Annotated in this window: 27 protein-coding genes, 1 other RNA gene and 1 riboswitch; of the genes, 11 read left to right on the top strand and 17 right to left on the bottom strand. The window is 59.3% G+C overall.

Going from position 1 to position 26,679, the window contains the following annotated elements:
* Positions 1 to 3: 3 nt before the first annotated feature.
* The 3 genes from EAY64_RS06295 to argE all read right to left on the bottom strand — a co-directional run bounded on the left by EAY64_RS06295 (position 4) and on the right by argE (position 3,630).
* On the bottom strand, positions 4 to 1,869 hold the full coding sequence (locus EAY64_RS06295) for a B12-binding domain-containing radical SAM protein (RefSeq protein WP_199734400.1): 1,866 nt from the start codon (positions 1,867 to 1,869) through the stop codon (positions 4 to 6).
* Positions 1,870 to 2,019: 150 nt separating this feature from the next.
* Positions 2,020 to 2,358, bottom strand: coding sequence for a thioredoxin family protein (locus tag EAY64_RS06290; RefSeq protein ID WP_103523930.1), 339 nt, complete (start codon positions 2,356 to 2,358; stop codon positions 2,020 to 2,022).
* Between the two features lie 114 nt (positions 2,359 to 2,472).
* Positions 2,473 to 3,630: an acetylornithine deacetylase gene (gene argE / locus EAY64_RS06285; RefSeq protein ID WP_103523929.1), complete on the bottom strand. Its 1,158-nt coding sequence runs from the start codon at positions 3,628 to 3,630 to the stop codon at positions 2,473 to 2,475.
* 180 nt (positions 3,631 to 3,810) lie between these two features.
* Here argE and EAY64_RS06280 point away from each other — a divergent pair, with 180 nt between their 5' ends.
* The 3 genes from EAY64_RS06280 (at position 3,811) to EAY64_RS06270 (ending at position 6,758) form a co-directional block, all read left to right on the top strand.
* Positions 3,811 to 4,713, top strand: coding sequence for a LysR family transcriptional regulator (locus tag EAY64_RS06280; protein ID WP_158604623.1), 903 nt, complete (start codon positions 3,811 to 3,813; stop codon positions 4,711 to 4,713).
* A 137-nt stretch (positions 4,714 to 4,850) separates the two neighbouring features.
* Positions 4,851 to 5,894: an ABC transporter substrate-binding protein gene (locus EAY64_RS06275; RefSeq protein WP_103523927.1), complete on the top strand. Its 1,044-nt coding sequence runs from the start codon at positions 4,851 to 4,853 to the stop codon at positions 5,892 to 5,894.
* Between the two features lie 92 nt (positions 5,895 to 5,986).
* A riboswitch (yybP-ykoY riboswitch) is annotated at positions 5,987 to 6,163 on the top strand.
* 4 nt (positions 6,164 to 6,167) lie between these two features.
* On the top strand, positions 6,168 to 6,758 hold the full coding sequence (locus EAY64_RS06270) for a TMEM165/GDT1 family protein (protein ID WP_103523926.1): 591 nt from the start codon (positions 6,168 to 6,170) through the stop codon (positions 6,756 to 6,758).
* 106 nt (positions 6,759 to 6,864) lie between these two features.
* Here the strand turns inward: EAY64_RS06270 and fliD (EAY64_RS06265) are convergent, their stop codons facing one another.
* The 4 genes from fliD (EAY64_RS06265) to EAY64_RS06250 all read right to left on the bottom strand — a co-directional run bounded on the left by fliD (EAY64_RS06265) (position 6,865) and on the right by EAY64_RS06250 (position 11,866).
* Positions 6,865 to 8,232 carry a flagellar filament capping protein FliD gene (gene fliD, locus EAY64_RS06265; protein WP_103523925.1) on the bottom strand — a complete coding sequence of 456 codons (1,368 nt, stop codon included), beginning with the start codon at positions 8,230 to 8,232 and terminating at the stop codon, positions 6,865 to 6,867.
* A gap of 233 nt (positions 8,233 to 8,465) precedes the next feature.
* On the bottom strand, positions 8,466 to 9,908 hold the full coding sequence (fliD, locus tag EAY64_RS06260; protein ID WP_103523924.1) for a flagellar filament capping protein FliD: 1,443 nt from the start codon (positions 9,906 to 9,908) through the stop codon (positions 8,466 to 8,468).
* Positions 9,909 to 10,182: 274 nt separating this feature from the next.
* The gene (locus EAY64_RS06255; RefSeq protein WP_103523923.1) at positions 10,183 to 11,466 is read right to left on the bottom strand and encodes an NAD(P)/FAD-dependent oxidoreductase; all 1,284 of its coding nucleotides are present in this window, start codon (positions 11,464 to 11,466) and stop codon (positions 10,183 to 10,185) included.
* A 169-nt stretch (positions 11,467 to 11,635) separates the two neighbouring features.
* Positions 11,636 to 11,866, bottom strand: a complete 231-nt coding sequence (locus EAY64_RS06250; protein WP_103523922.1) for a hypothetical protein — start codon at positions 11,864 to 11,866, stop codon at positions 11,636 to 11,638.
* Between the two features lie 339 nt (positions 11,867 to 12,205).
* On the opposite strand from EAY64_RS06250, the gene EAY64_RS06245 reads away from it, so the two are divergent.
* The 3 genes from EAY64_RS06245 to EAY64_RS06235 all read left to right on the top strand — a co-directional run bounded on the left by EAY64_RS06245 (position 12,206) and on the right by EAY64_RS06235 (position 15,164).
* A complete protein-coding gene (locus EAY64_RS06245) occupies positions 12,206 to 13,225 on the top strand; it encodes a transporter (RefSeq protein ID WP_103523921.1) in 1,020 nt (339 codons plus the stop codon).
* A 125-nt stretch (positions 13,226 to 13,350) separates the two neighbouring features.
* Positions 13,351 to 13,692: a zinc ribbon domain-containing protein YjdM gene (locus EAY64_RS06240; RefSeq protein ID WP_103523920.1), complete on the top strand. Its 342-nt coding sequence runs from the start codon at positions 13,351 to 13,353 to the stop codon at positions 13,690 to 13,692.
* 104 nt (positions 13,693 to 13,796) lie between these two features.
* Positions 13,797 to 15,164: an MATE family efflux transporter gene (locus EAY64_RS06235; RefSeq protein ID WP_103523919.1), complete on the top strand. Its 1,368-nt coding sequence runs from the start codon at positions 13,797 to 13,799 to the stop codon at positions 15,162 to 15,164.
* A gap of 9 nt (positions 15,165 to 15,173) precedes the next feature.
* Here EAY64_RS06235 and EAY64_RS06230 read toward each other — a convergent pair whose 3' ends face one another.
* From EAY64_RS06230 to EAY64_RS06215, 4 genes are all read right to left on the bottom strand, one after another.
* Positions 15,174 to 16,511, bottom strand: a complete 1,338-nt coding sequence (locus EAY64_RS06230) for a Y-family DNA polymerase (RefSeq protein ID WP_103523918.1) — start codon at positions 16,509 to 16,511, stop codon at positions 15,174 to 15,176.
* Complete coding sequence (locus tag EAY64_RS06225; RefSeq protein ID WP_103523917.1) at positions 16,511 to 16,939, bottom strand: LexA family protein; 429 nt, start codon at positions 16,937 to 16,939, stop codon at positions 16,511 to 16,513. The genes EAY64_RS06230 and EAY64_RS06225 overlap by 1 nt, the downstream gene beginning before the upstream one ends.
* A 144-nt stretch (positions 16,940 to 17,083) precedes the next feature.
* Positions 17,084 to 17,272, bottom strand: coding sequence for a hypothetical protein (locus EAY64_RS06220; RefSeq protein WP_103523916.1), 189 nt, complete (start codon positions 17,270 to 17,272; stop codon positions 17,084 to 17,086).
* Positions 17,273 to 17,347: 75 nt separating this feature from the next.
* Entirely contained in the window at positions 17,348 to 17,611 is a 264-nt protein-coding gene (locus EAY64_RS06215; protein WP_103523915.1) for a hypothetical protein, read from the bottom strand.
* A 215-nt stretch (positions 17,612 to 17,826) separates the two neighbouring features.
* Here EAY64_RS06215 and EAY64_RS06210 point away from each other — a divergent pair, with 215 nt between their 5' ends.
* Positions 17,827 to 18,486: a YkgJ family cysteine cluster protein gene (locus EAY64_RS06210; RefSeq protein WP_158604622.1), complete on the top strand. Its 660-nt coding sequence runs from the start codon at positions 17,827 to 17,829 to the stop codon at positions 18,484 to 18,486.
* Here the strand turns inward: EAY64_RS06210 and EAY64_RS06205 are convergent.
* Both EAY64_RS06205 and EAY64_RS20775 read right to left on the bottom strand, forming a co-directional pair.
* Positions 18,477 to 19,112 (bottom strand): LysE family translocator, encoded by a 636-nt coding sequence (locus tag EAY64_RS06205; protein WP_059285629.1) that lies wholly within the window; start codon positions 19,110 to 19,112, stop codon positions 18,477 to 18,479. The two genes, EAY64_RS06210 and EAY64_RS06205, sit on opposite strands and share 10 nt — an antisense overlap.
* Before the next feature lie 68 nt (positions 19,113 to 19,180).
* Positions 19,181 to 19,315: a hypothetical protein gene (locus EAY64_RS20775; RefSeq protein WP_255424533.1), complete on the bottom strand. Its 135-nt coding sequence runs from the start codon at positions 19,313 to 19,315 to the stop codon at positions 19,181 to 19,183.
* Between the two features lie 94 nt (positions 19,316 to 19,409).
* On the opposite strand from EAY64_RS20775, the gene EAY64_RS06200 reads away from it, so the two are divergent.
* The 4 genes from EAY64_RS06200 to EAY64_RS06185 all read left to right on the top strand — a co-directional run bounded on the left by EAY64_RS06200 (position 19,410) and on the right by EAY64_RS06185 (position 24,092).
* Entirely contained in the window at positions 19,410 to 19,841 is a 432-nt protein-coding gene (locus EAY64_RS06200; RefSeq protein WP_199104939.1) for an EamA family transporter, read from the top strand.
* A gap of 98 nt (positions 19,842 to 19,939) precedes the next feature.
* Positions 19,940 to 20,305: a transfer-messenger RNA gene (ssrA, locus tag EAY64_RS06195) on the top strand.
* Positions 20,306 to 20,482: 177 nt separating this feature from the next.
* Positions 20,483 to 20,602: an Arm DNA-binding domain-containing protein gene (locus tag EAY64_RS20510; protein WP_147456193.1), complete on the top strand. Its 120-nt coding sequence runs from the start codon at positions 20,483 to 20,485 to the stop codon at positions 20,600 to 20,602.
* A 613-nt stretch (positions 20,603 to 21,215) separates the two neighbouring features.
* Positions 21,216 to 24,092: an RNA 2'-phosphotransferase gene (locus EAY64_RS06185; protein ID WP_103523912.1), complete on the top strand. Its 2,877-nt coding sequence runs from the start codon at positions 21,216 to 21,218 to the stop codon at positions 24,090 to 24,092.
* A 131-nt stretch (positions 24,093 to 24,223) separates the two neighbouring features.
* Here EAY64_RS06185 and EAY64_RS06180 read toward each other — a convergent pair whose 3' ends face one another.
* The 4 genes from EAY64_RS06180 to EAY64_RS06165 all read right to left on the bottom strand — a co-directional run bounded on the left by EAY64_RS06180 (position 24,224) and on the right by EAY64_RS06165 (position 26,672).
* A complete protein-coding gene (locus tag EAY64_RS06180) occupies positions 24,224 to 25,018 on the bottom strand; it encodes a DNA adenine methylase (protein ID WP_103523911.1) in 795 nt (264 codons plus the stop codon).
* On the bottom strand, positions 24,981 to 25,181 hold the full coding sequence (locus tag EAY64_RS06175; protein ID WP_103523910.1) for a Com family DNA-binding transcriptional regulator: 201 nt from the start codon (positions 25,179 to 25,181) through the stop codon (positions 24,981 to 24,983). Before EAY64_RS06175 ends, EAY64_RS06180 begins: the two co-directional genes overlap by 38 nt.
* Before the next feature lie 148 nt (positions 25,182 to 25,329).
* On the bottom strand, positions 25,330 to 25,860 hold the full coding sequence (locus EAY64_RS06170) for a phage tail assembly chaperone (RefSeq protein WP_103523909.1): 531 nt from the start codon (positions 25,858 to 25,860) through the stop codon (positions 25,330 to 25,332).
* Positions 25,857 to 26,672, bottom strand: coding sequence for a hypothetical protein (locus tag EAY64_RS06165; protein WP_103523908.1), 816 nt, complete (start codon positions 26,670 to 26,672; stop codon positions 25,857 to 25,859). Before EAY64_RS06165 ends, EAY64_RS06170 begins: the two co-directional genes overlap by 4 nt.
* Positions 26,673 to 26,679 lie beyond the last annotated feature (7 nt).

Below are 26,679 nucleotides of genomic sequence, written 5' to 3'. Positions count from 1 at the left end.
GCCTCAAGCCAGGGCACGGGCGATGAACTGGCGCGGCACGCGGGTTTTCGGTACCCGTCCGGCAAACCAGCTGCGGACGTCTTCCTCCAGCCCGATGCCATGCATGTAGTTGTACAGCGCCTTGTTGAGCGCCTTGCCCATGGCGTCGTGGTCGGTGCCGGTGGGGTCGATGAAGCCGACGTCGTTCTTGGCAAAGCTGACTGGCGGCAGGGGGCGCAGGCTGACGCCGTACTCTTCCGGATTCTGGCCCACCGGCGAATGCACGGTGCAGGCAAAGCGGTGGAAAAAGCCGGACTGGATGCAGCCGGTGTCAAACAGCTGGCGCACGTATTCCAGGGCGTCCACTGTGTCCTGCACGGTCTGGGTGGGAAAGCCGTACATCAGATAGGCATGTACCAGCACCCCGGCTTCGGTAAAACCCTGGGTGACCCGCGCCACTTGCTCTACCGACACACCTTTTTTCATCAGCTTGAGCAGGCGGTCCGAGGCCACTTCCAGCCCGCCGGAAATGGCGATACAGCCGCTTTCCGCCAGCAACTGGCATAGCTCCGGCGTGAAGGATTTTTCGAAGCGGATATTGCCCCACCAGGAAATGGCCACATTGCGCCGCAGCAGTTCTTCGGCCAGTGCGCGCAGCATCTTGGGCGGGGCGGCTTCATCGACGAAATGGAAGCCGGTCTGGCCGGTTTCGGCAATGATGGCTTCGATGCGGTCCACCAGCGTGCTGGCGGAGGCGGTTTCATAGCGCGAGATATAGTCCAGCGTCACGTCACAGAAACTGCATTTTTTCCAGTAGCAGCCATGTGCCACGGTCAGCTTGTTCCAGCGCCCGTCACTCCACAGCCGGTGCATGGGGTTGAGCATGTCCAGCAGCGACAGGTAGCGGTCGATGGGCAGGCCATCCCAGGTGGGGGTGCCCACCTCTTCAAACGGGATATCGGCTTCCATCATGTTGATGTAGCGCACCTGGCCATCCTCGCGCACGAAGGTGCGCACCAGTCGCGACACCGAGCGTTTGCCCGCCAGATGTTCCAGCAGGGCGAGCAGCGGTTTTTCGCCATCGTCCAGCGTGATGAAGTCGAAGTAATCAAAGACGCGGGGCTCGGTGAGTTCGCGCAGTTCGGTATTGACGAAGCCACCACCCAGTACGGTGCGGATGGTCGGCCAGCGCGCCTTGATGGTCTGGGCGATGCGGAAGGCGGCATACACCGAACCAGGGAAGGGCACTGACAGTAGCACGATGTCTGGCTGATGGCGGGCAATGGCTTCTTCCACCAGTTGCTGCAAGGTGTCGTCCACCAGCGTGGGCTTGCCGGCCAGGGCGCGGGCCAGCGGGTCGAAAGTGGGCTGGCTCATGGCCAGCGATTCGGCATAGCGTACGAATTCAAAGCGCTCGTCCACCGCTTCGCGCAGTACATCGGCAATATCGTTCAGATAAAGCGTGGCCAGATGGCGGGCGCGGTCCTGCTGACCCAGTGCGCCAAAAGCCCAGGCCAGTGGATCGCCACCATAGGGGTCGTCCGGATCGACATACACTTCCAGCGAGGCAAAGCGCTCACCCTCCGGCAGAAAATTACGGCCGCAAATGCGATGGGCTACGGTGGAGTCGCGGCCCTGTAAAAAGGCGATGACCGGGCCGATGGTGGCCAGGTAGCGTTCAAACTGGCCGACAAAGCCGTGCAGCTGGGCGCTGCGCTTTTTCGGTGGAATGGCGTCAATCTGCTGGCGCACCGCTTGCAGGCCGTTTACGGAAAACAACCGCAATACAAGCTCCAGCGCCAGGTCTTCCTGAAAGGCGCTGACATCGCGCGAGCGCAAAAAGCCGGTGATATAGGCGGTGGAGGGGTAGGGCGTATTCAGCTGTGTCATCGGCGGGATGAGCGACAGGATACGAGGAGAGCGCGGCGACTCGGCGTGGGTGAACTGCATGACATCCATTTCCTGCAGCGGCGGGCTGGCCGCTGCCTTGTACAGCCCGCCACGCAAGCGCGGCAGGGGCGAAATCATCAATATAGTGCTTTAGCTGTTTGCTGCGGCCTGGTCCAGCAACTGGCTAATGGCGGCGGTATTGTCGGGCCGTACCAGCCGGCCGACTTCCTGCCCGTCGTGCAGCAGGATGAGCGTTGGCCACAGTTTGACGGCAAAGGAGCGGCCCAGTCGGCGGCCTTTGCCGTCTTCAATCTTGAGGTGGGCGAGGTCCGGCCGGGCTTGCATGGCAGCGGCCAGCAGCGGCTGTGCCGCCTGGCAGTGGCCACACCAGGGCGCACCGAATTCCAGCAATAGCCAGCCACGCTGGCTGGCCAGCTGTTCGGCGCTGGCTTCCTGGTCTTGCGGAGTGAATGCGCTGTGATAGGCCATGGTGGCTTCCTGTCTGCTTGTGCAGCAGGAGGATAGCATTCCTTGGCGAAGTCGGCCCGGCTTCCTTGCGCCAAGCAGCCAGGCCGGGCCTGGGGGTGAGGTGATGGTGTGGACTCAGCCTGCGCTGAGTTGCGCCACTAGCCGGCCCAGGAAGGCATCGCAGGCGGCCAGTTGCTCCAGCGCCAACCATTCGTCCGGCTGATGCGCTTGGGCAATGTCGCCGGGGCCGCACACCACGGTGGGGATGCCGCAGCGTTCGCTGAACAAGCCGGCCTCGGTGCCAAAGGCTATCTTGCGTGGCGGATTGCTGTCTTGCAGCAAGCCTTGCATAAAGCGCACCACTTCGGCGTCTGGCGGTGTGAGCAGGCCGGGGTAGCTGGTTTTTTCGCTGAAGCTGAAGCCACAGTCGGCATCCACGGCCTGCATTTCCGGCTGCAATACCTGGGTGGCGTGCTGGCGGATGGCATCCAGCAGCGGTTGCGGATCGTCGGCTGGCAGATGGCGGATTTCAAAGTCGAAATGGCAGCTGGCGGGGATGATGTTGAGCGCGGTGCCGCCCTGCATGGTGCCGACATGCAAGGTGCTGTAGGGCACTTCGTACAGGGGGTCGAACGGCCCGTGCTGGCGGCGCTGGCGTGCCAGGCTACGGATGAAACTGACCAGTTCGGCCGCGTACTCCACCGCATTGACACCGGCTTCTGGATTGCTGGAGTGACCCTCGTGGCCATGTGCGGTAACCCGCCAGGCCGTCTTGCCCTTGTGCTCGGCCACCAGCTGCATGCGGGTGGGTTCGCCGATAATGCCCATGGCCGGCAAGACCGGCAGGCCGCCCAGTACTTCCAGCAGGCGGCGCACACCGATGCAGCCGATTTCCTCGTCATAGGTAAAGGCCAGGTGCAGTGGTGTGTGCAGCTGGCTGCGTGCCAGCTGTGGCACCTGCGCCAGTACGCTGGCGATAAAGCCTTTCATGTCGGCGCTGCCGCGGCCATAGGCGCGGCCATCGCGCACATCGAGCTGGAAGGGATTGCTGTGCCAGTGCTGGCCATCTACTGGCACCACATCGGTATGACCGGCCAGCATCACGCCAGGGCGGTCGGTGGGGCCGATGGTGGCGTAGAGATTGGCCTTGCTGCCATCTTCGTTTTCCACGATCTGGCTGCTCACGCCAAAGCCGGCCAGATAGTTTTTGACGAAGCGGATCAGCTGCAGATTGCTCAGCCGGCTGGTGGTATCGAAACCGACCAGGGTGTTCAGCAGGGTGAGGGATTCCATTGAAGTTCTTTCCGTAGCGGCCAGGGAGATGCCGGAGACTGCCAGTGTCTTGTTGCCGGGTGCCAGTCTAGCATCTGGCTGTGGTGCCGGGGTTTGGCAGTCTGGTTGACAAGGCGAGTGTAGGTGCTCACAGTAAATACTGAAAATATGATTATTTTTCCAACTGGATCGATAAATATTATGCAATACACCCTGCGGCAATTGGCGTATCTGGTGGCGGTGGCCGACCACGGCAGCGTGACAGCAGCGGCCAATGCGCTGTACACCTCGCAGCCAGGCATTTCCAGCGCCATTGCCCAGCTGGAGGCGCAGTTTGGCCTGCAGTTTTTTATCCGGCACCATGCCAAGGGCGTTTCGCTGACACCGGCCGGGCAAAGCTTTGTCGCGGCGGCGCGCAATCTGCTGGCGCATGCCGAGGACCTGAGCCAGCACGCCAGTGCGCTCAGCCAGTCCTTGCAGGGCAATCTGGAGCTAGGGTGCTTTACCACCATTGCGCCGATCTTCCTGCCGCGCCTGTTGGCGGCCATGCGTGAAGATTATCCGGACATCTCGGTGCGGCTGCACGAAGGGGATACCGAGCAGTTACAGCAGGCCTTGCTGAGCGGCCAGACCGAGCTGGCCTTGCTGTACGACCTGGATCTGGCGCCCAGTCTGTATCGCCAGACATTGCAAACCGTCTTGCCTTATGTGCTGCTGCCGGCCGCCCACCCGCTGGCCGGGCAGGTAGCGGTGTCGCTGCAGGATCTCGCCCCCTTGCCCATGGTCTTGCTCGACCTGCCACATAGCCGCGAGTATTTCCTGTCGGTGTTCCGCCTGCAGGGGCTGGAGGCGCGGGTTCGCCACAAAACCGTCAATTTCGAACTGGTACGCGGGCTGGTGGCTGCCGGTAATGGTTATGCCTTGCTGAACCTGCGGCCGCAGACGCCACAGAGCTATGCCGGTGACCAGCTGGTGTGCCTGCCCATCGTGGAGGAGGTGCCAGCCTTGAATATCGTGCTGGCCTGGCCTCAGGAGTTGCGCCTGACCCGGCGCGCCGAGGCTTTTGTCACCCTGTGCGAACGCAGCATCAGCCGACTGGGCTGAGCCAGGCCACGCCGCTTTCTTGCATCGTAAAAAGCGATGCAGTTGACAGGGTAAAGCTATTTTACCTATTGCCGGACTTGTCCCTAGAGTAAGCCACACAGCCGCCCACCTGGCTGTGCAACTTCAAGGGGATAGTCATGCCTTCATCCATGCGTTTTCCAAGTGTTTTCCTGTATGCCGGATTGCTATTGGCCCCGGTGCTGTCGGCGGCCGAGCTGACCGTAGTGTCGTTTGGCGGGGCCAACAAGGATGCCCAGCAGAAAGCCTATTACCAGCCCTTTGCCGCTAGCAGCGGCATCAAGGTGGTAAGCGGAGACTACAACGGTGAAATGGCCCGGGTGCGGGCCATGGTCGACAGCAAGCGGGTGAGCTGGGACGTGCTGGATGTGGAGTCGCCCGACCTGATGCGCGGTTGCGATGAGGGCATGTTCGAGAAGCTGGACTATCGCCGCATCATCAAGCCGGCCGAGCTGCTGCCCGGTGCGGCCCAGAGCTGTGGCATGGCGGCCTATGCCTGGAGTACGGTGCTTGCCTACAACGCCGACAAGCTGAAGACCGCGCCGCGTTCCTGGGCTGATTTCTGGGATGTGAAGAAATATCCCGGCAAGCGTGCGCTGCGCAAAGGGGCCAAGTACACACTGGAAATCGCGCTGATGGCGGACGGCGTAGCACCACATGATGTGTACAAGCTGCTCAATACCCCGGCTGGTCTGAACCGCGCCTTTGCCAAGCTGGACCAGCTCAAGCCCTACATCCAGTGGTGGGAAGCCGGCGCCCAGCCGGCACAGTATCTGGCGGCAGGCGATGTGGTGATGAGCTCCGCCTATAACGGGCGCATCAGCGCGGCACAGAAAGAAGGCGGCAAACAGCTGCAAATGGTGTGGAACGGCAATATCTATGACTACGACTACTGGACCATCCCCAAGGGTAGCGCCAATCTGGATGCCGCCTACAAATTCCTGGCCTTTGTCAGCCAGCCAGGCGCACAGGCGGAATACGTTAAGGGGATCAGCTACGGGGTAAGCCACCGCAAGGCGGCAGCGCTGATCGACAAGGCTATCCTGGCCAACCTGCCCACCGCACCGCAAAACCTGAAGCAGGGCGTGGCCATTGACAGCAGTTTCTGGGTGGATCATGGCGAAAACCTGGAGCAGCGTTTCAACGCCTGGGCGGCGCGCTAAACCCTGTGGCCATGGCCGGGCAGCTGCATGGCCCGGTGCATGGCGAAAATCAGGCCAAGGGGCTTGCCAAATGGCATGGCTGCTTTACAATGCCATCCGTCATTAGGGAGTAGCCGCCCTCCGAGCGCGAGAGGGACGTGTGTCAACAGACTTGCCGGTTCCGGCATGGCACACGTGGTCCGAGACTTGGCGAGACTTTTGACCGTAATGCTCTGCATGGCCGGGACGCATTGCGGTCACTCGTTTTCGCGTCCCGGCCATGGAGAATTCTCGATGCAGTCCTTTCTGGTATCCACCGGCGTAGTGGCCCTGGCCGAAATCGGCGACAAAACCCAACTGCTTTCCCTGATTCTGGCTGCACGCTATCGCAAGCCGGTTCCCATCATTCTCGGTATCTTGCTGGCCACGCTGGTCAATCATGCCGGTGCCGGCGGTATTGGTGCCTGGCTGTCCACCGCGCTCAGTCCCAATATCCTCAACTGGGCCGTGGTGGCGTCGTTTGCGCTGATGGCCGGCTGGATCCTGATTCCCGACAAGCTGGATGAAGGTGAAATCGTCATGCCCAAGCGGCAGATGGGCGTGTTTGCCACCACGGTGTTCGCGTTTTTCCTGGCAGAGATGGGCGACAAGACCCAAGTGGTCACCATTGCGCTGGCGGCCCGCTTTCATGATTTCCTGCCGGTGGTGGCCGGCACCACGCTGGGCATGATGCTGGCCAACGTACCGGTCATCTACCTGGGTAGCCGCTTTGCCGACCGCCTGCCTGCCAAGGCGGTACACATCATGGCATCCATCATTTTCCTGGTACTGGGTGGCTTGGCGCTGGCCAATGCCATCAATGGAACTGCGCTGGATCTGGGTTAGCGCGGTTTGCTGTTTAACGGCACGCCGCTTGATAGCCCCCTGCTGGGCAGGCATGAGAAACGCCGCCACGGATTGTTCCGGGCGGCGTTTTTCAAGGTCTGCCGGATCAGGCGAGCAGGCCTGCCAGATTGCTAGTGGATTGCTGCATTTGCGCCAGCGTGGCATTCAACGAGGTGTACTGCTGCAAATATGAACTGCGTAGTGCGTCCAGATTGGTCTGGATTTCGGTCTGGTGATTGGTTTCGTCAGTCACACTCTGGTTCAGGTCGTTCTGTTTGGTGGAAACGATGCCGGTAGGCCCCAGCAGATTGTTGATGGTGGTATTAAAACGGTCGGCAAAGCCAGTGCTGCTGCTGTTGCCAAACAGATTGGCTACGGCGGACGGGTTGCTGGTCAGTGCCTTGTTGAAGGCGGTCTGGTCCAGGGCCAGGGTGCCATCCTTCTGCAGGGAAATGCCGACCTGCGACAGATAGGCATAGGATGAGGTTGCATTAACACCTGGCACCTGGGTTTGTAATACCGAGGTCAGCTGGTCCTGGATGGACAGCAGCGAATCGTCGCCCTTCATGTCGCCATTGAAGGCACTGTTGGTGGTGCTGTACACCTTGTTGTAGGCATCGACAAAGCCTTGCAGGGAGGAGGCAATGCCCGAAGTGTCCTGGCTCATGCCAATGGATACCTGACCGATTTTTTCCAAATTGACGGTGGCACCGCTGATCACCCCGGTCACGGTATTGCTACTGGATGAAACATTGACGCCATTGACGGTCATCAGGGCATCGCTGGCGGAAAACGATTCTGTAGCCGCTGTGCTGCTTTGCTGCAAACCTGCCAGCGTATTGCCACTGGTGCTACTACTGTCGGTGCCGCCTGCAGTCACGCTGAAAGCATTGGCCGAGCCGGAGTTGGCCGAGGCGATCACCAGCGAGTAATTGCCGTTGTATTGCACGATGGAGGCATTGACGCCGGCATTGGCACTGTTGATGGCATCGGAAATGTTTTGCAGGCTTTCCCCACTGCTGCCGCCATTGTTGAGGTTTACCGTGGTGCTGGTGCCGGCCACGCTAAAGGTGAGCGAAGAGGGGACGCCACTTAGCGCAGTGGTTGCGCTGCTGATGGCCTGGCCTGCGCTGTTCTGGTCGAACACCAGTTGGCGTGATTGGGCCAGTTTGCTGACATTCAGCTGATAAGTGCCAGCAATACCGCCAGTGTTGGTGGCGACACTGGCAATTGTACTGTCTGAGGTGGTGGCTTTGTAAGTCTGCAGGAAGGCGCCGGATGACAGGCTGCTGACCGATGTTTGCAAGGCGGACAGGGCCGAACTGATCTGGCCCATGTCGCTCAGATCGGTGTTGTAGGTGGAGACCTTGTTCTGGCTTTCGGTCAGCGGCTGCTGTTCCACGGTCATCAGCTGACTGACAATAGTCTGCACATCTAGCGGACCGGCGGTGGTGGTGATGGATGCTGCGCTCATGCTTTTCTCCCTGCGGCCTGCAGCTGGATCAGGCCGGTCTATATGCTCTCTTTGCATTATCGGCTGGAACAGCTTGCTGCTTGATGGCAAAACAGGGTTAAACAATGTTGCCGAATGTTAAGGCTGTCACAAAGCGTCACGATTGACGGGGTGGCCAGCCTGGTCTGCCAGGCGCTGCCAACAAAATCCCTGCGGCGGCGTTACGCCTTGCCTCGGGGCTATCCGTAGTTGTGCTAATTGCCGGATGACTTCAGTAGCCCGGACAAATTGCTGGTGGATTGCTGCATCTTGGACAGCGTGGTATTCAGCGTGGTGTATTGGTGCAGATAATTGGCTTGCTTGTCACTCATCTTGGTTTGCAATTGTGACTGGTGGTTGGTTTCATCCGTCACATTCTGGTTCAGGTCATTTTGTTTGGTCACGATGATTCCTGCCGGCCCCAGCAGATTGTTGATGGTGGTGTTGAAGCGGTCGGCAAAGCCGGTATTGCTGCTGTTGCCGAACAGATTGGCTACCGCAGCGGGCTGACTGCTCAGCGCCTTGTTGAAGGCGGTCTGGTCCAGTGACAGGGTGCCGTCTTTCTGGATGGCAATGCCCACCTGGGATAAATAGGCATAGGAAGTGAGCGGGTCGGCACCGCTGACCGGCGTTTGCAGTACGGCACTGAGCTGGTTGCGGATGGAGTTGAGTGCGGCATCGCCTTTCATGTTGCCGGCCGATGCGGTATTGATTGCACCTTGCACCTTGTTGTAGGCGTCGACAAAACCCTGCAGTTTGCTGGCAATGCTGCTGCTGTCTTGTGCCAGGCTGATCGTGGCTTCGCCCGTTTTTTGCAGGCTGATGCTGGCTCCGCTGATCACATCGCTGACGGTATTGCTGCTGGAGGAAACATACACGCCGTTGACAGTGAGTGCGGCGTCGCTGGCATCGTTGGATTCGCTGATGGCGTTATCGCTTTGTTGCAGGCCTGCCAGCGTATTGGTGCTGCTGCTCTCCAGGCTGCTGTCGCTGCCGCCTGCCGTTACGCTGAAGGCATTGTCCGAACCGGATTGTGCTGACGCAATCACCAGCGAATAGCTCCCCTTGTATTGCACGATGGAGGCGTTGACGCTGGCATTGGCACCATTGATCTTGTCGGCGATGTTCTGCAGGCTGACGCTGGCCGGCGTGGTCACGGCTGTTGCCGTACCGGTGGTGCCGGTGCTGTCCGACACTGCGGTACTGGCTGCATCGCGTAGCTGCACGGTTGTGCTGCTGCCGCCTACCTCGAAGGTGAGCGAGTCCGGCACGTCAGCCAGCGCACTGCTGGTGCTGGTGATGGCCTGCCCGTCTGCGGTGGTGTCGAATACCAGCTGGCGCGGCTTGGCCAGTTCTTGCACATCCAGCAGATAGTTGCCGGCAGCGCCACTGCCATTGCTCTCCACCGTGGCGACGGTGGCATCCGAGCTGCTGGTCTTGATGGTGTGCAGGAAGGCGCCAGAGGATAGGCCGCTCACGGCCGTTTGCAGGCCGGAAATGGCAGAGCTGACCTGGCCGATGTCGCTGAGCTTGCTGTTGAAACTGCTCAGTTTGCTCTGGCTGGTGGCAAGTGGCTGTTTTTCCACCGTCATCAACTGACTGACAATGTTCTGTACGTCGAGCGGACCTGCCGAGGTGGTGATCGATGCGCTGCTCATCTTGTCTATGCTTGCCTTGTGGGTGACGGTATGACGGACTCATGGCTGTGGTCACGATTATCCCCGACAGAACCTTGGGCAGGATGGGCAGGACAGGTCAAAAAATGTTGGTTTTTGCAAACAAGGTAAAGAGGCGTAAGGGTGGCGGCCGGATCGGCGCTGTTTGCTCAGTTAAAGAGGGGCGGGGGTGGCAAGATGAGAAAAGGGCCGGGGGTGAGGCCGGCCCTTGCTGTCAGGCGATGTGTGGTCGGCAGGTGGCTGACCGCATGGAAACTCAGATACCCAGTTTGTCGCGCAGCGAATAATACCAGGCACCCATGGCGGTGAAGGGCACGCGCATCAGTTCGCCACCCGGGAAGGGGTAGTGCGGCAAGGTGGCAAAGGCGTCGAAGCGCTCGGCCTGGCCGCGCAGTGCCTCGGCCATGATCTTGCCCGCCAGATGGGTGTAGGTGACGCCATGGCCGCTGCAGCCCTGCGAGTAATAGATGTTGTCGCCAATGCGACCCACCTGCGGCAAGCGCGACAGCGTCAGCAGGAAGTTGCCGGTCCAGGCGTAATCGATCTTTACCTTGGCCAGTTGCGGGAAGACCTTCAGCATTTTCGGGCGGATGATGGCCTCGATATTGGCTGGGTCACGTGCGCCGTACACCACGCCACCGCCGAAAATCAGCCGCTTGTCCTGGCTCAGGCGGTAGTAGTCGAGCAGGTAATTGCAGTCTTCCACGCAATAGTCTTGCGGTAGCAGGCTGGCAGCCAGTTCGTCGCCCAGCGGCTCGGTGGTGATCACCTGGGTGCCGCAAGGCATGGATTTGGCAGCCAGTTCCGGCAGCAGGTTGCCCAGGTAGGCATTGCCGGCCACTACCAGGAATTTCGCCTTGACCCGACCTTGCGGCGTGGTTACCACGGGTTGCTGGCCTCGTTCGATGCTCAGTGCCGGCGATTGCTCGTAAATCACGCCGCCCAGCGACTCCACCGCAGCGGCTTCGCCCAGTGCCAGGTTCAGCGGATGGATGTGACCGCCGCTCATGTCCAGCATGCCGCCCACATAGCTGTCGGTAGCCACGATGCCGCGCATGTCATCCTTGCCCAGCATTTGCAACTGGCGGTGGCCATAACGCTCCCACAAGGCTTTTTGTGATCGCAGATGGCCCATCTGCTTTTCGCTCAGCGCGGCAAACACGCCGCCGTCTTTCAGGGCACAGTCGATGCCGTAGCGGGCTACCCGCTCGCGGATGATGCGGCCACCTTCGAAGGCCATGTCACCCAGCAGTTTGGCTTGCTTGCTGCCCACGGTGCGTTCGATCACATCGATGTCGCGGCTGTAGCTGTTGACGATCTGGCCACCATTGCGACCGGATGCGCCAAAGCCAACCCTGGCGGCCTCCAGCACGGTGACCTTGAAGCCATTTTCCAGCAGGAAGAGTGCAGTGGACAGGCCGGTGTAGCCGGCACCGATAATGCAGACGTCGGTTTCGATTTCGCCTTGCAGGGCCGGGCGCGCAGGCACCGGATTGGCAGAGGCGGCGTAGTAGGATTCGGGGTAGCTGGTTTGTGGCATTTCGTTAAACTTTTCGTTTAATATTTTGCACATGCCAGCTGATTCTAGCGCAGGCAAGCCGCGCTTGCCAAATTATTTGATCAAATATGAGAGTGGGGACGTGAATGAGGGCGCTGGTGGTGACCGGCGGGGAAGAGTCAGCACCCGCCAGGCGGATGCTGACAGGGGCTTACTTGTTGTGTTCGTGTCCGCCTACGGTTTCCTTCACCTGGTGCTTGGCGCCCGATGCCGACTTTTTCTTGTGCTGCTGTTTTTTGTGCGCGTCTTGCTTTTTGATCTTGTCTTGATCTTCTTTCCAGGCTTTTACTTCACTGGCAGTCGGGGATTGCTGGTGCAGTTTGTTGGCAAGGGCGGGACCGGCCAGCAGTACTCCAGCTACAGTCCATGCAATCAGTTTCATGATGGTTTTCCTGAGTAAAAGACTTGGGTGGGTTGGTGGTGTCCACAAGAGGACACGAGCCAGTCTATGAACTCCCATCGCGGCAAATAAGGGATATCTTCCTATTAAAATTGCTCTTGTTTCTTCTTGTTTATCGAGAATTTTCTTGAGCACTGATGGGCCGTATCAGCCGCCTACTCAGTAGCTGAGTACGCTGGTATTTTTCTGCCCGCGCCAGGTCAGAATTGTCATCTGCCTCGGGTAAAATGGGCCCAAGCGGAGTGTTATCCTGCGCTAATTAAACGTGTTTGCTGATGCCGGCCAGTGCTGGGCTGGCAGTATTGCGGGAAGGTGTATTGCATGAGCGTATCGATTGCCGAGGGAATGTATGGTGCGGATCAGGTCGGACTGATCAGTGGCTTTCTCTTTCTGCCCGGGCAGGCGGGTCAGCCCATTGCATCGGAAGAGGCAGTACGCTTTTTGCAGCAGCCAACGCCAGATGATGGTTTTGTCTGGCTGCATTTCAATCTGGCGCATGCGGCTTGCGAGCGCTGGCTCCGGGCAAAGATGCCGCTGCCGGATGATTTCTTTGAACTGCTGCATGCGGGCAGCAGCTCCACCCGCATCGAACCCTCGGGTGGCATGTTGCTGGCGGTAATCAATGATGTGGCACTGGGTTTTGGTGTGGTGACCTCCGATGTCGCCACACTGTGGGTGGCTGCCGGTTCGCGCTTGCTGGTCACCGCGCGCGTGCGCCCCTTGCGTTCGGTGGACAGGCTGCGGGCGGCGGTGAAAAGCGGTGAAGTATTTCTCTCGGCCCGCTCCTTGCTGTTTCATCTGATGCAGGATCAGGCTGATGTGATGGCCGGCATCGTGCGCGAGTCTGCGCGCAAGGTGGACCACATCGAAGATCGTTTCCTGGCCGAGCATTTGCAGGATCACCGTGCCGAGCTGTCCGGCATGCGCCGCACCCTGGTGCGCATGCAGCGATTGCTGGCGCCAGAACCCGGCGCCTTGTTCCGTCTGCTGAACCGTCCGCCCGTCTGGCTGGCCGAGCACGACGTGCAGGCCCTGCGCGAATCGACCGAGGAGTTTTCGCTGGTACTGAACGACCTGGCCTCCCTGGTGGAACGCATCAAGCTGCTGCAGGAAGAGCTGGCCGCCAAGCTGAACGAGCAGACCAACCGCACCTTGTTCACCCTGACGATGGTGACGGTGCTGGCACTGCCCATCAATATCGTGGCCGGTTTTTTCGGCATGAATGTAGGCGGTGTGCCGCTGGCCAATCATCCGCATGGCTTCTGGGTGCTGGTGCTGCTGGTTGCCAGTTTTACCTTTCTGGCCGGTTGGTGGGCGTTCAGTCGGCAGAAGCCGCGCTAGGCCGGTAGTGGCCAGACCATGAGCGCAGTGGGTGATCTTGCCGGCGTGCTGGCGTACAATACCGCCTTTGCGCCATCGGCTGCGGTCGATGGATTTGATTCTTTTGTTAGCGAGCAAGGTATAGCATGAGCGGTTTGCCCAATTGTCCCCAGTGCGGTTCCCAATTCACCTACGAAGACGGTGCCATGCTGGTTTGCCCGGAATGTGCCCACGAGTGGTCGGCCCAGTCCGATGCCGCTGGTGAGGAGCAAGGGCGCGAAGTGCGTGATTCCAATGGCAACCTGCTGCAGGATGGCGACACGGTGACGGTGATCAAGGATCTCAAGGTCAAGGGCTCGTCGCTGGTGGTCAAGGTGGGGACCAAGGTTAAAAATATCCGGCTGGTGGACGGTGACCATGATATCGATTGCAAGATCGACGGCATCGGCGCCATGAGCCTGAAGTCGGAGTTCGTGAAAAAGGCCTGAGTCTGCCGCAGCACTCCGTTGATGAAAAAGCACCCCGCGCGGGTGCTTTTTCATTTCTACTCTGGCGCTGCCGCCCTCCGCGATGTGGGTGGCGCTCTGTTACCATGCTGTTTTCCCGCCTGTCCGCTTTTCTCATGTCTGATGCTGCTGCTCCCCTTGCTGCACCTTCTTGGCGGCAATTGATCGCCTTTGCCGTGCCGGTGATGCTGGCCGCACTGGCTACGCCCTTGATGGGACTGGTGGATACCGCCGTGCTGGCCCGGCTGGGTCATCCGGTGGCGCTGGCCGCGGTGGCGGTGGGTGGCAGTATTTTCAATGTGGTGTACTGGTGCTTCAGTTTCCTGCGCTTTACCACGACCGGGCTGGTGGCCCAGGCGGCAGGTGGGCAGGGGCGGGAGGCCGTGGTGCTGGCCGGCTTGCGTCCCATGCTGGCGGCCATGCTGGGTGGTGTGGGCTTGCTGTTGCTGCAGCAGCCGATTGCCTGGCTGGCCTTGCGCCTGCTGGCCCCACCGACCGAGGTGGCCGGGCTGGCCCGGCAGTATTTTGATGCCCGTATCTGGTCGGCCCCGTTTACCTTGCTGGCTTATGCCCAGTTTGCCTGGCTGCTGGGGCTGGGGCATTCCCGCCAGGTCATGCTGCTGCAAGTGCTGATGAATGTCCTGAATGCGGCGCTGGCCATCAGCTTTGTATCCGGGCTGGGCTGGGGCGTGTCCGGTGCCGGCTGGGCGACCGCCATCAGTGAAGCCGCCGCCAGCCTGCTGGCGGGGTGGGTGATGCTGAGGCAGGTGCCGTGGCCGCAGTGGCGTGCCGCCTGGCACCGCCTGGGGGGCATGGCGCCGTGGCGGCAGCTGTTTGCTGCCAACCTGGACATCATGGTGCGGACCTTGCTGCTGACGGTGTCATTTGCCCTGATGACGCGCAGCGGGGCGCAGCTGGGGACGCTGACGCTGGCGGCCAATCAGCTGTTGCTGCAGGCCTTCATGGTGTGCGTCAGCCTGCTGGATGGATTTGCCGTGGCGGCCGAGGTATATGGCGCACGGGCCATTGGAGCGGGCTCGCGTTCAGGGCTGGTGCTGGTGGTGCGGCGTTGTGGCTGGCTGTCGCTGGGCTGGAGCAGCATGCTGGCGCTGGCCATGGCGGTGCTTGGCTTGTTTTACCTGCCGCTGATGACGCCGGATGTGCAATTGCAGCATATGGCGGCGGCCTTCTGGCCCTGGCTGGTTGTGTTGCCGCCGGTGTGTATCTGGGCCTTTTTCTGGGATGGCGTGTTCATGGGGGCGATGCAGACGCGAGTATTGCGCAACGGCATGTTGCAGAGTTTTGCGGCCTATGTGCCGGCCTTGTGGCTGTTGCAGCGCGGCTTTGGCAATCATGGCATCTGGGCGGCCTTGCTGGTGTTGATGGCCATGCGCGGCCTGCTGCTGACCCTGGCCTGGCCGGCCCTGCGTGATGGTGTGGGCCAGCCGCGCTAAGCCTTGGGCTTATTCATTGCCACTATCGGGCTGGCGGCGTGGCCAGTACAGGCGATAGCCGGTGGGTGCGCTGGTGTGTGCTTGCCGGTTGGCCATGATCGCCTGCTGCGGATCTGTGCTGTAGCAGGGTGAGCGCATGGCCTGGCGCATCTGCCAATCCTGGCTGATATCCTCGACGGCCAGCCGGATGCTGCCTTTGCCCAGTCGGCGGTTGAGCTGGTCGATGGTGGACATCAGCCGGGCGCGGCGCGGGTCTGGCGCAGGGGCGAACATATCCTGTTGCTGGATGGCCTTGTCACCGATTTCCATCAACACCACCCCGGCCTTGTGATAACGCAGACCGGGCTGGAACAGCTGGCGCAGCCCGGCCTGGGCCGCCTGGTTCAGGCTGAGTGTGTCGTCGCTGGGCTGCAGCAGCGGAATGCAGGTATAGCCGTGATAGGGGGTGGCGCTGCCAAAAGCGTTGGTCTGGATGCTGACGCCTATCATCGCCGCGGTACTGCCCTGGGCGCGCAGCTTTTCTGCCGCACGTGCAATGTGATGGGCGATGCTGGCCGATAGCGGTGGCAGACTGCTGACCTGGCGGCTGAAGCTACGGCTGGAAATGATGTGCTGCTTGCTGCTGGCGACATCATCCAGCGCCAGGCAGGATACGCCGTTGAGCTCGGCCACCGTGCGTTCCAGCACCACGTTGAAATTGCGCTTGAGCTGGCGGGCGTCAGCTCTTTGCAGATCCAGCGCGCTGCGGATGCGCAGCTGGTGCAGTTTTTCTGCCAGTCGCCGCCCCACACCCCATACTTCGCGCACATCCATGCTGGCCAGCAGGCCTTCTGCCTCGGCCGGTGTCAGATCGGCCCAGTCGAACACGCCTTGCCAGTGTGCTTGTTGCTTGGCCACATGGTTGGCCAGCTTGGCCAGTGTCTTGCTGGGGCCAATGCCCACGCAGCTGGGCAGGCCCAGCTTGTCCAGCAGGGTCTGACGGATATGCCGGCCATGGGCCAGTGGAGTGGCCATGCCGCTCAGGTCCAGAAAGCATTCATCAATACTGTAAATGTCCTGCTGCGGTGCAAAGCGCGCCAGGATATTCATCATGCGGCGCGACATGTCGCCATACAGGGTGTAATTGCTGGAAAACACCGCCACCCGGTGCTTGCGGCACAAGCTCCGCACCTGGTAGTAGGGCAGAAAGGCCGGAATGCCGATGGCCTTGGCCTCGGCCGAGCGCGCCACCACGCAGCCATCGTTATTCGACAGCACGATGATGGGCTTGCCGATCAGGTCGGGCCGGAATACCCGCTCACAGCTGGTATAGAAGCTGTTGCCATCCACCAGGGCAAAGCGGCTCATCAGTAACGGCGCACGCAGCCGCAGACCACGCCCCAGATCAGCAATTCCTGCTCGCTCTGGGGCACCAGTACCGGGTAAGCCGGATTTTCCGGCAGCAAAGCCAGCCGGCCATGGCGGCGGTGCAGGCGCTTGACGGTGAAGTCGCCATCCACCACGGCCACCACGATATCGCCATGCAGTGCCGGGCGGCCCTTGTCGACAATCAGCAGGTCGCCCTCCATGATGCCGGCGCCGCTCATCGAATCGCCCTGTACCCGTACCACGAAGCAGGCGTCAGGGTCGCTCATCAGGTAGCCATTGAGGTCGATGCTGCTGTCGAGGTAGTCGTCGGCTGGCGAGGGGAAGCCGGCGCGGATGCCCATGCCGGCCAGCGGCAGGCTGCAGGGCGGGCTGGGCGCGATACGGCCGCACAGGGTGATATCAGACATGGCGGGTTATTTTGAAAATGTACATAATCAAAATATAGCAGATGAGCACACCATACGGGCTGGTTTTTTCATGCGTTCATGGCTGGGACAGACAAAAAAAGCCCGCCTAAGCGGGCTGGGTGTGGCGGGGATTCCGCAGGAATCTCAGGCCGTGGTGTTGATGGTATTGCCGATAGTGGCGGAAACCGGGCGGTTTTTGCTTTCTGCCACACCAGGCTTGCTGCCGTCATTGTCGCCATCGCTATCGCTGCCGCGCTGGGCCAGTGGCTGGCTGACGGGGCGCAAGGGCTGGGAAGGCGCGGTACTACCGATATTGCCGATACCCGATACCATGATTGATCTCCAGAAGGGGCTTATTCCCCGTGCGGATTATTATCGGGGCGGCTTAAGCCAGGCTTAAGCGTGTCATCAGGACTGATGGGTGGTGGTGAGGATGGCCAGCAGGGCGCCCGTGGTAGCGGCACTGAAAGGCTGCTGGGCCTGCGCGCCAACCAGTTCGCACAGCTGGTTGAAAACGCTGCGTGCCGGATGGCTCAGGGCTTGCAGGTCGTCCAGTTTCAGCTGGCTACCCAGGTGGCTGGAACCCAGCAGCAGCGCCAGTTCGGCCAGGATGGCCCGCTCGGCGGCAGAATCGATATCCCGTATCAGCCGGATAATGTCGGTTTCCGTCATGGCTTGTTGTATGTTGATTTGTCATTGGCATTATTTTAACCCTGCCGGTGTCAGGCAGAATGGCCTCCTTGCAGTCGGTATGATCATGATCAACTAATTGAAACATGCGTTGGTTTTGTCGCTGCGCACACGATGGACTGTCACGATCCGGCTGGCCCGCTAGCGGCTATAATCAGCCCTGGTCTCCGACTGGAATGACTGAAACGATAGGGAGGATGGCTATGCTGCACGCAGGCGAAGCCGCTGCCTTGCAGGCTTCGATAGAGCGGGTGGGTGCGCGGGTAACGGCAGCGCTGCAGGCCAATCCCGGCGTCGCGTATGCCGTCGCGTTTGTCGGCAATCTGCATCGTGGCATCGATCAAACCATGGCGCAGGCCGCATTGCGTGGCGAGCCGGTGGCCTGCCAGGCGCGCTGCACCAGTTGTTGCAGCCTGCGGGTGGAAGTGGTGCCGGCAGAAGCCTTGCTGATTGCCCAGCAGCTACGCAGCGGCCCGGCTGACCGTCTTGCGCAGTTGCGGCAGGCCCTGCAGCAGCAACAAGCCTTGCTGGCGCAAGGTGCTGCCCAGCGGCCAGCTTGTGCGTTTTTGCAGGATGCGCTGTGCAGCATCTATCCGTGGCGGCCGGCCAGCTGCCGCAAGGCGCATTCCTTTTCTGCCGAGGCCTGCCTGAGCGCGGCAGCACAACTGCCGCAGGATCTGTCCATCACCCTGGCGGCAGAAGCCTTGCAGCGCGGCACGGCATTGGGCTATCGCCAGCGCGGGCTGGATGGTGTGGTGCAAGAGTTGAGCGCCGCTGTATTGCAGGCGCTGGACGACGACACGGCGGCCAGCCGCTGGTACGCCGCGGCGGACAGCGGCGCGACCGCTCAGGGCTGACCCGGACGTTGCAACAGCAGCAGTCGGGCGGCCAGTCCGAGAAAGACCAGGGTCAGCGCCCGGCCTTGCCACAGTGCAAAGCGCGGCTGTGTCTGCAAATAGCGCCCCAATGCCCCGCTGAACTGTGCCAGTAGCGCATTGAAAGCCAGCCCGGTCACCGCCAGCACCAGCCCCAGCAGCAATACCTGCTGTGCTACGTGGCCGTGGGCGATATTGACGAACTGCGGCAGGAATACCATGAAAAACAGTAGCGCCTTGGGGTTGAGCAGGCTGTTCAACATCGCCATGCGTACCACCTGACGGTGACTGCGGCGCTCACCGCCCAGCAGGGCCAGCATGCCGCCGGCTCGCCAGGATTTCCACGCCAGCCATAGCAGATACGCAGCCCCGCCCAGCCGCAGCAGGTCGAACATCGGCGGCCAGCCTGCCAGCATGGCGGTAATGCCGCTGGCGGTGAGGATGGTGAACACCATGTCCGCCACGGCAATGCCCAGCGCCGCTGCCAGCCCGCCGGAGCGGCCCATGGTGGTGGAGTACGACAGCACAAACGCCATATTCGGCCCCGGCGACAAAAACAGTAGCAGCACGGTTGCCATGAACAGCAACAGGGTTGAGGCAGAAATCATGGTCTGTCCTTGATGTTTATCGCGGCGGGCAAATGGCCGTTGCCTGGCCTGCCATACGTGTTCAGCATTTACAGAATGCGGATGATGTTCTTGATCAGCCTGGTCTGCCCCGCGCTGGCCGGCTTGTTTTCCTGGCGGTGCCCGGCCAGCAAGGCCAGCGCCAGCAGCAGGGTAAACAGAAGTATCGTTTTGGATTGAGACATGGCGGCAGCCGAAGCAATAATGTTTGAGCGGCCATTTTAGGCCGGTCGGCGCTGGCCGGATAGCTTCGGTTTCAATGAAAGGGAGAAAATCATGATGGGAACGGCCAGCTGGTTGTTCTGGGCCTTGTTGTCGGCGGTATTCGCCGCACTGACCGCGATTTTTGCCAAGATAGGCATCCGCGGCGTGGATTCCGACCTGGCCACGCTGATTCGTACCGGCATCATCAGCGTGGTGCTGTCGCTATTTGTCTGGCTTGGCGGCAAGTGGAGCAACCCGCTGCAGCTATCAGGCAAGACCTGGCTGTTTCTCGGCCTGTCCGGCATTGCCACCGGCCTGTCCTGGGCCTGCTATTTCCGCGCCCTGCAAATGGGTGATGCCTCGAAAGTGGCCCCGGTCGACAAGCTGAGCCTGGTGCTGGTGGCGGTGTTTGCCGTGATCTTCCTCGGTGAGCGCCCGGCCCCGCGCGAATGGCTGGGTATCGCCATGGTGGCTGGCGGGGTAGTGGTGCTGGCCTTCAAGCGTTAAGCCCCCCGGCCATTGCCCGGCATGCTGCCGGCTGATTTTGCTGCGGCAGCCAGACTAGTCGCCACGGGTGTTTCACTGTATACTTGTCAGTCTTATCTGGGGGCGACTCTGGTTTCGACGGGGGTTGCGAAGCGGATGAGGGCATACCGGGATTTCAGTCACCCCGTAAAAAGCTGAATTTTTTTAGTCGCAAACGACGAAACTTACGCTCTAGCAGCCTAACGGCCGGCTAGACACTACAACGGTTCGCAGATGGGCCGGGGGCGTCAAAACCCTGTAGTGTCACTCTACATCTGCTAGTGCTGTGCCGGGTTACTTGGCACCGTGCGAAACTCAAGGTAACTCGCCAAAGCCCAGCCTGTCCGTCGGCGTGGTGGAGGTTAAATCCAAATGACACGACTAAGTATGTAGATCTCACCGTAGAGGACTTTCGGACGCGGGTTCGATTCCCGCCGCCTCCACCAAATTAGCATTTCACACCGTGTCATGGTGTGCCAAGAACCCCGAGAAATAAGCCTCTCGGGGTTTTTTTATGGCTTTTTACCGTGTCATGACGTGTCTTGACATGCCCCCACCTCAGGGGGCATAAAAGGGGGCATAAGCAACGGGGGCACAAGTCGATGCCCCCAAGCCCCTGAAAGATGCCCCCTATGCCCCTGACCGCCACCGCCTGCAAGAACGCCAAGCCACGCGAGGACGGCAAGCCCCTACGCCTCAGCGACGAAAAAGGCATGTACCTGGAGGTCATGCCGAATGTGTAACTTTGCGGCAGTTTTGGCACTCGTTTGCACTTTTATTGTCACCGCCAATTTGCAGGGTTTTTGGCACTATTTGCGCTTATTTTGTCACCGGCGCTCAAAAATATAACGCTTCCTTACTGCTTCCTTTTGCTGTGATGGAGCAGGGTGCCCAGCCTTACTTCTCTGTGTTCTACCACTACCTGAAAATGAAAACACCTTGCGTGAAGGTAAGGTGTCGAGTCTGTGTAACTTTGCGGCAGTTTTGGCACTCATTTGCACATTAATTGTCACCGCCGATTTTCAGGGTTTTTGTTACTATTTGCGCTTGTTTTGGCACCGGTGCGCAAAAATCTAACGCTTCCTTACTGCTACCTTTTCCTGTGATAGAGGAGGGTGGTCCAGTCCTAGTTCTCTGTGCTCTACCACTACCTAAAAATAAAAACACCCTGCGTGAAGGCAGGGTGTCGAGTCAGTAGTTCGGCCAAAGCAGACGTTCAACTAGCAAATGGACGGTGCCCGCTTACCGATTAGAAGCGGACACAGAAGTATCTAATAAACGTAGGGCGATTCATCTCAATTGAATACGCTATGATGAGTGGGTTGAAATTTCTCGATCTGGAAGAAATGGCAGGCTATGGCACGAACTGATGAAATCTCCTGTGCGCTACAAGTATGGACACCTGAATTGACTGAGAGTTTTCACTCGCTGGCATACCTTGGATCAGAGCCCTCTATCAAATGGCTCACCGAATCTGAGTGGTCATCGCAACTGGAGTCTCTGACTCATCAGGATGGTCACGTGATCGCAGCTGAGATGTGGCGCAAGGTGCTCAAGGAGTCCGCTCAACTCTCAGCGCCAGTACTACTCCTAATACTTGAACACATGCGCCGAAATCCTGCCAATACGGGAAGTTCATTGGCGGCAGTCGGACTTGAGTTCTCCAAAACGTTAGCAAATCTTGCGTTCCGAGCAGCAGATGCTTTGCACGAGGGGGCTAAACAGAGTTTTGCTGGTGATGAGATTGACGTGGCCATTGCTCGATTCCAAGCAGCACTCTCAGAATTCCGGTTCTCCATCGAAAGCCAACTACTTACGGGCCCCACTAGGCGACTAGCTACTGGTAAATACGCAACTGCAGTTGCAATGATTGGCCGTTGGGTCAACGTATCGCCTGAAGCCGTCTCAAGAGCTCTGTTATATTCCAAAGAATCAATGACGCTGGGAAACCTGAAACCCGAGACACTTATCTATCGACTTGAGCTTCTGGTTTTACAGTTCGATCAAACTGGTGATGCCCAGCTACTGCGGGAGGCACTAGAACTTCTGTCGGAGAATCAGAAAATTGCAGAGGGGTCTGAGCTCGCCGAGGCAGAGGCCCGATTTCGGCTTGCACAGATCTCAGAGTCCGGGCCCAGAGACTCCAGGCGCTACCTTAAAGCCGCTGAGAGAAGACTCGTACTGTTTCGTCCAAAGAGCGGTGTTGAAGAGTCCCGGCGCAGCGTATTGTCTACGCTAGTAGCGGAGGCCAAGCAGGGACGGCTCGTTATGTCTGCTCGTTCAATGGGTATCCCGAGAGGTTTGCTCGCTTCAATGGCGACGAAGCCATCTACTACCCTTTGGGTAACTATAAGACGAGTAATTGATGAACTCGAAAATTTGCGAATCAATCGTGGATCGGTACCTGCGGCAGTGTTGAGTGCTCGGTTCTTGCGGCAGATGATTGATGGGCCTCCGGAATTGCTTGATGCAAGCAATCTTTCTAACTACGTTGAGGCCACGAGTTGGCTCGCAACGAAATCCTCTTGGAACCGCCATGTTCAATGGGAGGCTGGAGCGGCTGCGTTATCAGTGGCGAAGCGAACTGGAAATCAAGAGTTGGCACAACAAGCTCAGTTGATATTTGATGAGCTGGCCACATTGCATTCGACTTGGCCGCTTCCACGAATCGGTCTTGCGCGAGTGCGCGACTACCTTGTTGGAAGCAACAATAATACTTCATCTACAGATGACAGTTGGCAAGATGCGGCATCACTTGCTTTAAAGTCAGCAGACTACGCACGATCAAATCTTGGCGGACGCAATGAGGTTTTTGCTGTTGCTGACGCCAGGGGTTTTTTATCAGAGACATTTGTGTTTAAGCGTACTACCAGAGGAAAGGCTGACCACGAAGCATCTATGCTCAGTGCACTGCGGGAGGAAATCACACGGCAGGGCAACGCACATCGGTTTGAAGTGCCACGCTCGCTTGCGATCGTAAAGGTTCCCGCTGACGATGAACGGCAATGGGTACATGTCTCTCAACGAGCTGCTGGACGTTTGGTAAGCGAACTCCGTGGGGAGGAGGTATCAGAAGTACTTGACTCAATTGTTGACCTTCTCGCCGTCTTTCATCGTGTTGCAGGTGAGCCTCCTGCCGGAAAATCAGCGTGGCGTTCGCTAAAGGACCACCTTAAGTTATGGTCGAAAGCCCTCTTCGAGCGTGAGCAGGCAGACCGCTTTGTCAAATCTTTACACGGTATCTTTCCCAGCAAGCTTCCGTTGGTAAGAAAGCGGGATGGTCATGCATCCAATTGGCTAGTGGACTCAGCAGGACGCATCATAGCCATTGATCTAGAGTCAGTCGATTTTATACCGATTGGCTATGACGTTGCGCAACTGATTGAAGATGACGCCCTGATTCAAGCGAATCCAGATGGGTGGCACAGACGCTTAGCAATAATTAAGCGCTATATAGAAAACATGGGTGAAGAAATTAGTAGCTCTGATGTGGCCGCTGCATATGGTTGGTTTGCCCTTACCCGAGCATTGCGGCTAGGTACTGAAAGGGAGGCCGGTAAGCAATTACGCCGCCATGCGCGCGAACTTTGCGGACTACTGGTTGAGTGCGGTGATGACTCAATCAAAGGCTTAGCTCGGGACCTAATGCATGCGCTTTCACGGATCGAACAGCTAGATACAAATGAATCAGCCCCAGGCCCTGACCATCGGAGACTAAGTAAAGCAATGGCATACCAACTCCGTCATCATGGACCTTCAAACGATATTCAGATCGATAAAGCTGGGTTCGCGTCGATGGATAAGCTAGCACTTGTACTCAATGTGGATTCAAGTCAGTTACTGGCCGTCGCAGAGTATCCAGGTGAGCCAAGATTCGAGATTCGAGATGGCCGCATCAGGGCGCTCTATGGTCACTCGTTAGATGTTGTCATTGATGCTGGCATCAAAGTTGGTACACCGACCTCACTGTTTCATGGTTCTAGCTGGTCTGCCCTAGATAGGATCGTCCATGACGGCTTGGTTCCGATGCAGCGGCGTATGGTCCATTTGACGAATATTGCAGAGGAGGCCATGGCCGTGGGGGCGAGGAAGGGGGTGCCTCTTGTTCTTGCGATCGATCAAAGCCATGATGAAGTACCCGTTGCCGAGGGTATTTGGGTTGCTGAGAGAGTTAGCCCTGATCGCATATCAATTATGAATCCATTCGTTGGGGAGGCCGGGGTAATTCGATGAGCAAAAATGGCTTCTCAAGCGAATACCCTCAAGTGTGGAGATGCCGGCCATTCGCCTAAGACCCTCGCAACGACTGCTCTGGCCGATTTTCTGCCGCACAAAGGGAGCATAAGCTCCCTTTGTTTTTGCCCTCAGAACAATCCCCCCATCACCTCCGGCTGCCAGTTGGTGATCACAAGTTCCTTGCTGCTATCCGCTGCCCCGTGGCTGTTGCCGGTGTTGTATTTTATTTCCAGCCCTTCCATCCAGAAGCCGTTAAACACGTCACGGATATCGGGATGGTCGTTGATGCTCACCATCACCTTGCCTTTACAGCGCTTCATCAGGTTGGCAAGGCGTTGGTATTGCTCCAGGCCGAAGGGGACGCCGTAGCCTTCGGTTTGCCAGTACGGCGGATCGGCATAGAAGAAGCTGTGGCTGCGGTCGTAGCGCTGTAGGCATTCGTCCCAGGGCAGGTTTTCGATATTGGTACCGGCCAGTCGCAGGTGGGCGGCGCTGAGGTTCTCCTCGATGCGGCACAGGTTAATCATCGGCGTGGTGGTGGCGGTGCCATAGTTTTGACCCTGTACCTTGCCGCCGAAGGCGTGCTGCTGCAGGTAATAAAAGCGGGCAGCGCGCTGGATGTCGGTCAGGGTTTCCGGGCGAGTCATTTGCTGCCATTTGAATACTTCACGGCTGCTGATAGCCCATTTGAACTGGCGTACAAACTCTTCCAGATGGTGTTGAACCACACGGTACAGGTTGACTAGTTCGCCGTTCACATCGTTGAGCACCTCGGTTTTTGCCGGATGATGGCGCAGGAAGTACAGGGCTGCGCCGCCACAGAACAGTTCGACATAGCAGTCATGTGGCGGAAACAGCGGCAGTAGTTTGTCGGCCAGACGGCGTTTACCGCCCAACCAGGGAATGATGGGTTGGCTGTGCATCAGTTGGTGTCCTGTCTGGCACGCCCTGGTGCGCTGGTGAATGGCTCGTGGCCTGGTAATGATTTAGCACCCGGCAGCGCGGGCATTTGATGCTGAGGACCAGCACGTGGCCCTCGGCGAGTTTGCGGCCGCAATGGCCGCAGCGGATTTCGGGTAGTGACATCGGCAAGGTGGTCCGGGACCGTTTAACCGTTAGACTGTCCGGGCTTTCTGCGCAGAAAGTGGCAGCCTTGGGGTGACTTGCAGGGTCGTTCTGCGGGTCAGCTGGCCGGCCTGATGTTGACGCATCATGGTCGGTCGCTGTCTCTCACTTATTCAGATTCGGGCAGGGTGGTTGTGGCTGCGTCCTCCTCTCCGCCTGGCGTTAGCGCTGGCCACGCAACATCAGGCCAGTCCGGCGCTTGGCTCAAATCCCGCAGCTGCTGGCGGTAGGCCTTCACTGCGTCCAGGTCGGCCGTGCTGATGGGGTAGTCCGGCATCAGCAGGTAATCGGTGGCCTGCAGGCGGCGGTCGCGTTCGGCGCGGGTCAGGCGCTCCTGTTCTTCCGCTGACAGCGGCGCGGGCCAGGCAATGGCATTGGCCGGGTCGAAGTCAGTGATGAAGGTGTCCAGCTCGGCGCATTGTTCGGCATTCAGCTGCCAGGTGTAGTCGGCGTCGTCCAGCTCCAGCACCGACTTGTCGGCCGGCTCCGCCAGCAGGTAGCGGATGCGAATAGGCACACCTTGCTGCGTGCTGTCCTCGCTGGCCGGGCGTGGGGTAAGGACTGGAATAAGCCGGGTGTGGAAGGTGCCGTGAGCGCGCTGCAGGCGGGTGATGCTGCCGTCAAAGATCAGGCTGTTCATGGTGCGTTTCCTCGGATGTCGCCGCGATTGATCCAGCCAAAGGCAGCGTTACTACAGATGATGGCGGAGCCGGCAGGGCCGCCAGCTACCGGGTAACGGGCACCTCCAGCCTGTTTGAACAAGCCGTCGCCGCCTTTCTCGCCCCAGTTGCCACCTGGAACATTGCCCCCCGGCCCTCCACCGCTGCGGCCTGGCGTGTCCAAGCTGGCGGCCGATCCCCACCATTTGCCATTACTGCCGCTATTGTTTGGCCCACCCGGACCGAAGGGGGCACCACCGCCACCGGTGGAGTTGTAGTTGCCACTGCCGCCGTCGTACCAGCCAGTGGCACCGCTGCCGCCGCCACCGCCGCCAATCACGCCATAGTTGGCCACCAGCAGTGGCACGCCATTGCTGACGATGCCATTGCCGCCAGGCAAACCTGCCTCCTGCCAACCCGAGCCAGTATTGCCGCCCTGGCCACCACGCCCCAGCAGGTAGCCGTGGTTTTCGATGATGATCTGGCAGCTTGCCAATGTGCCATTCCACCAGCTACCGTCCAGGCGGAAACATTCGCCGACATTGGCGGCCACCAGCTGGATGCCTGACTCAATGACCAAGCGGATGCTGGCTCCGGCGGGTGGCGCACCTGCAAATGCTGTTTGGATACGGTCGATCACCCATTGGCCCGTGATGCCATGGTCGTGGGCGCTGATGCGGATGACGGTTTCTTTCTGGAACACCAGGCGGCCATCAAGATAGGCACGGCTGACTTCGCGGCCATCCAGCCACCAGCGCTTGATTTCCCGGCCGTCGATAAAGGTCTTGGGCATGGCGCGG

This window comes from Aquitalea palustris (genome assembly GCF_003693445.1).
Classification (GTDB): Bacteria; Pseudomonadota; Gammaproteobacteria; order Burkholderiales; family Chromobacteriaceae; genus Aquitalea; species Aquitalea palustris.
Note: the sequence above shows the minus strand (reverse complement) of the source record. Positions and strands in the feature narration are given on the sequence as shown.

Bases quoted from the DNA above. Each gene is read 5' to 3' on its own strand.
- EAY64_RS06295 (WP_199734400.1), bottom strand. From the start codon at position 1,869: ATGACACAGCTGAATACGCCCTACCCCTCCACCGCCTATATCACCGGC.
- EAY64_RS06290 (WP_103523930.1), bottom strand. From the start codon at position 2,358: ATGGCCTATCACAGCGCATTCACTCCGCAAGACCAGGAAGCCAGCGCC.
- argE (WP_103523929.1), bottom strand. From the start codon at position 3,630: ATGGAATCCCTCACCCTGCTGAACACCCTGGTCGGTTTCGATACCACC.
- EAY64_RS06280 (WP_158604623.1), top strand. From the start codon at position 3,811: ATGCAATACACCCTGCGGCAATTGGCGTATCTGGTGGCGGTGGCCGAC.
- EAY64_RS06275 (WP_103523927.1), top strand. From the start codon at position 4,851: ATGCCTTCATCCATGCGTTTTCCAAGTGTTTTCCTGTATGCCGGATTG.
- EAY64_RS06270 (WP_103523926.1), top strand. From the start codon at position 6,168: ATGCAGTCCTTTCTGGTATCCACCGGCGTAGTGGCCCTGGCCGAAATC.
- fliD (WP_103523925.1), bottom strand. From the start codon at position 8,232: ATGAGCGCAGCATCCATCACCACCACCGCCGGTCCGCTAGATGTGCAG.
- fliD (WP_103523924.1), bottom strand. From the start codon at position 9,908: ATGAGCAGCGCATCGATCACCACCTCGGCAGGTCCGCTCGACGTACAG.
- EAY64_RS06255 (WP_103523923.1), bottom strand. From the start codon at position 11,466: ATGCCACAAACCAGCTACCCCGAATCCTACTACGCCGCCTCTGCCAAT.
- EAY64_RS06250 (WP_103523922.1), bottom strand. From the start codon at position 11,866: ATGAAACTGATTGCATGGACTGTAGCTGGAGTACTGCTGGCCGGTCCC.
- EAY64_RS06245 (WP_103523921.1), top strand. From the start codon at position 12,206: ATGAGCGTATCGATTGCCGAGGGAATGTATGGTGCGGATCAGGTCGGA.
- EAY64_RS06240 (WP_103523920.1), top strand. From the start codon at position 13,351: ATGAGCGGTTTGCCCAATTGTCCCCAGTGCGGTTCCCAATTCACCTAC.
- EAY64_RS06235 (WP_103523919.1), top strand. From the start codon at position 13,797: ATGCTGTTTTCCCGCCTGTCCGCTTTTCTCATGTCTGATGCTGCTGCT.
- EAY64_RS06230 (WP_103523918.1), bottom strand. From the start codon at position 16,511: ATGAGCCGCTTTGCCCTGGTGGATGGCAACAGCTTCTATACCAGCTGT.
- EAY64_RS06225 (WP_103523917.1), bottom strand. From the start codon at position 16,939: ATGTCTGATATCACCCTGTGCGGCCGTATCGCGCCCAGCCCGCCCTGC.
- EAY64_RS06220 (WP_103523916.1), bottom strand. From the start codon at position 17,272: ATGGTATCGGGTATCGGCAATATCGGTAGTACCGCGCCTTCCCAGCCC.
- EAY64_RS06215 (WP_103523915.1), bottom strand. From the start codon at position 17,611: ATGACGGAAACCGACATTATCCGGCTGATACGGGATATCGATTCTGCC.
- EAY64_RS06210 (WP_158604622.1), top strand. From the start codon at position 17,827: ATGGCTATGCTGCACGCAGGCGAAGCCGCTGCCTTGCAGGCTTCGATA.
- EAY64_RS06205 (WP_059285629.1), bottom strand. From the start codon at position 19,112: ATGATTTCTGCCTCAACCCTGTTGCTGTTCATGGCAACCGTGCTGCTA.
- EAY64_RS20775 (WP_255424533.1), bottom strand. From the start codon at position 19,315: ATGTCTCAATCCAAAACGATACTTCTGTTTACCCTGCTGCTGGCGCTG.
- EAY64_RS06200 (WP_199104939.1), top strand. From the start codon at position 19,410: ATGGGAACGGCCAGCTGGTTGTTCTGGGCCTTGTTGTCGGCGGTATTC.
- EAY64_RS20510 (WP_147456193.1), top strand. From the start codon at position 20,483: ATGCCCCCTATGCCCCTGACCGCCACCGCCTGCAAGAACGCCAAGCCA.
- EAY64_RS06185 (WP_103523912.1), top strand. From the start codon at position 21,216: ATGGCACGAACTGATGAAATCTCCTGTGCGCTACAAGTATGGACACCT.
- EAY64_RS06180 (WP_103523911.1), bottom strand. From the start codon at position 25,018: ATGCACAGCCAACCCATCATTCCCTGGTTGGGCGGTAAACGCCGTCTG.
- EAY64_RS06175 (WP_103523910.1), bottom strand. From the start codon at position 25,181: ATGTCACTACCCGAAATCCGCTGCGGCCATTGCGGCCGCAAACTCGCC.
- EAY64_RS06170 (WP_103523909.1), bottom strand. From the start codon at position 25,860: ATGAACAGCCTGATCTTTGACGGCAGCATCACCCGCCTGCAGCGCGCT.
- EAY64_RS06165 (WP_103523908.1), bottom strand. From the start codon at position 26,672: ATGCCCAAGACCTTTATCGACGGCCGGGAAATCAAGCGCTGGTGGCTG.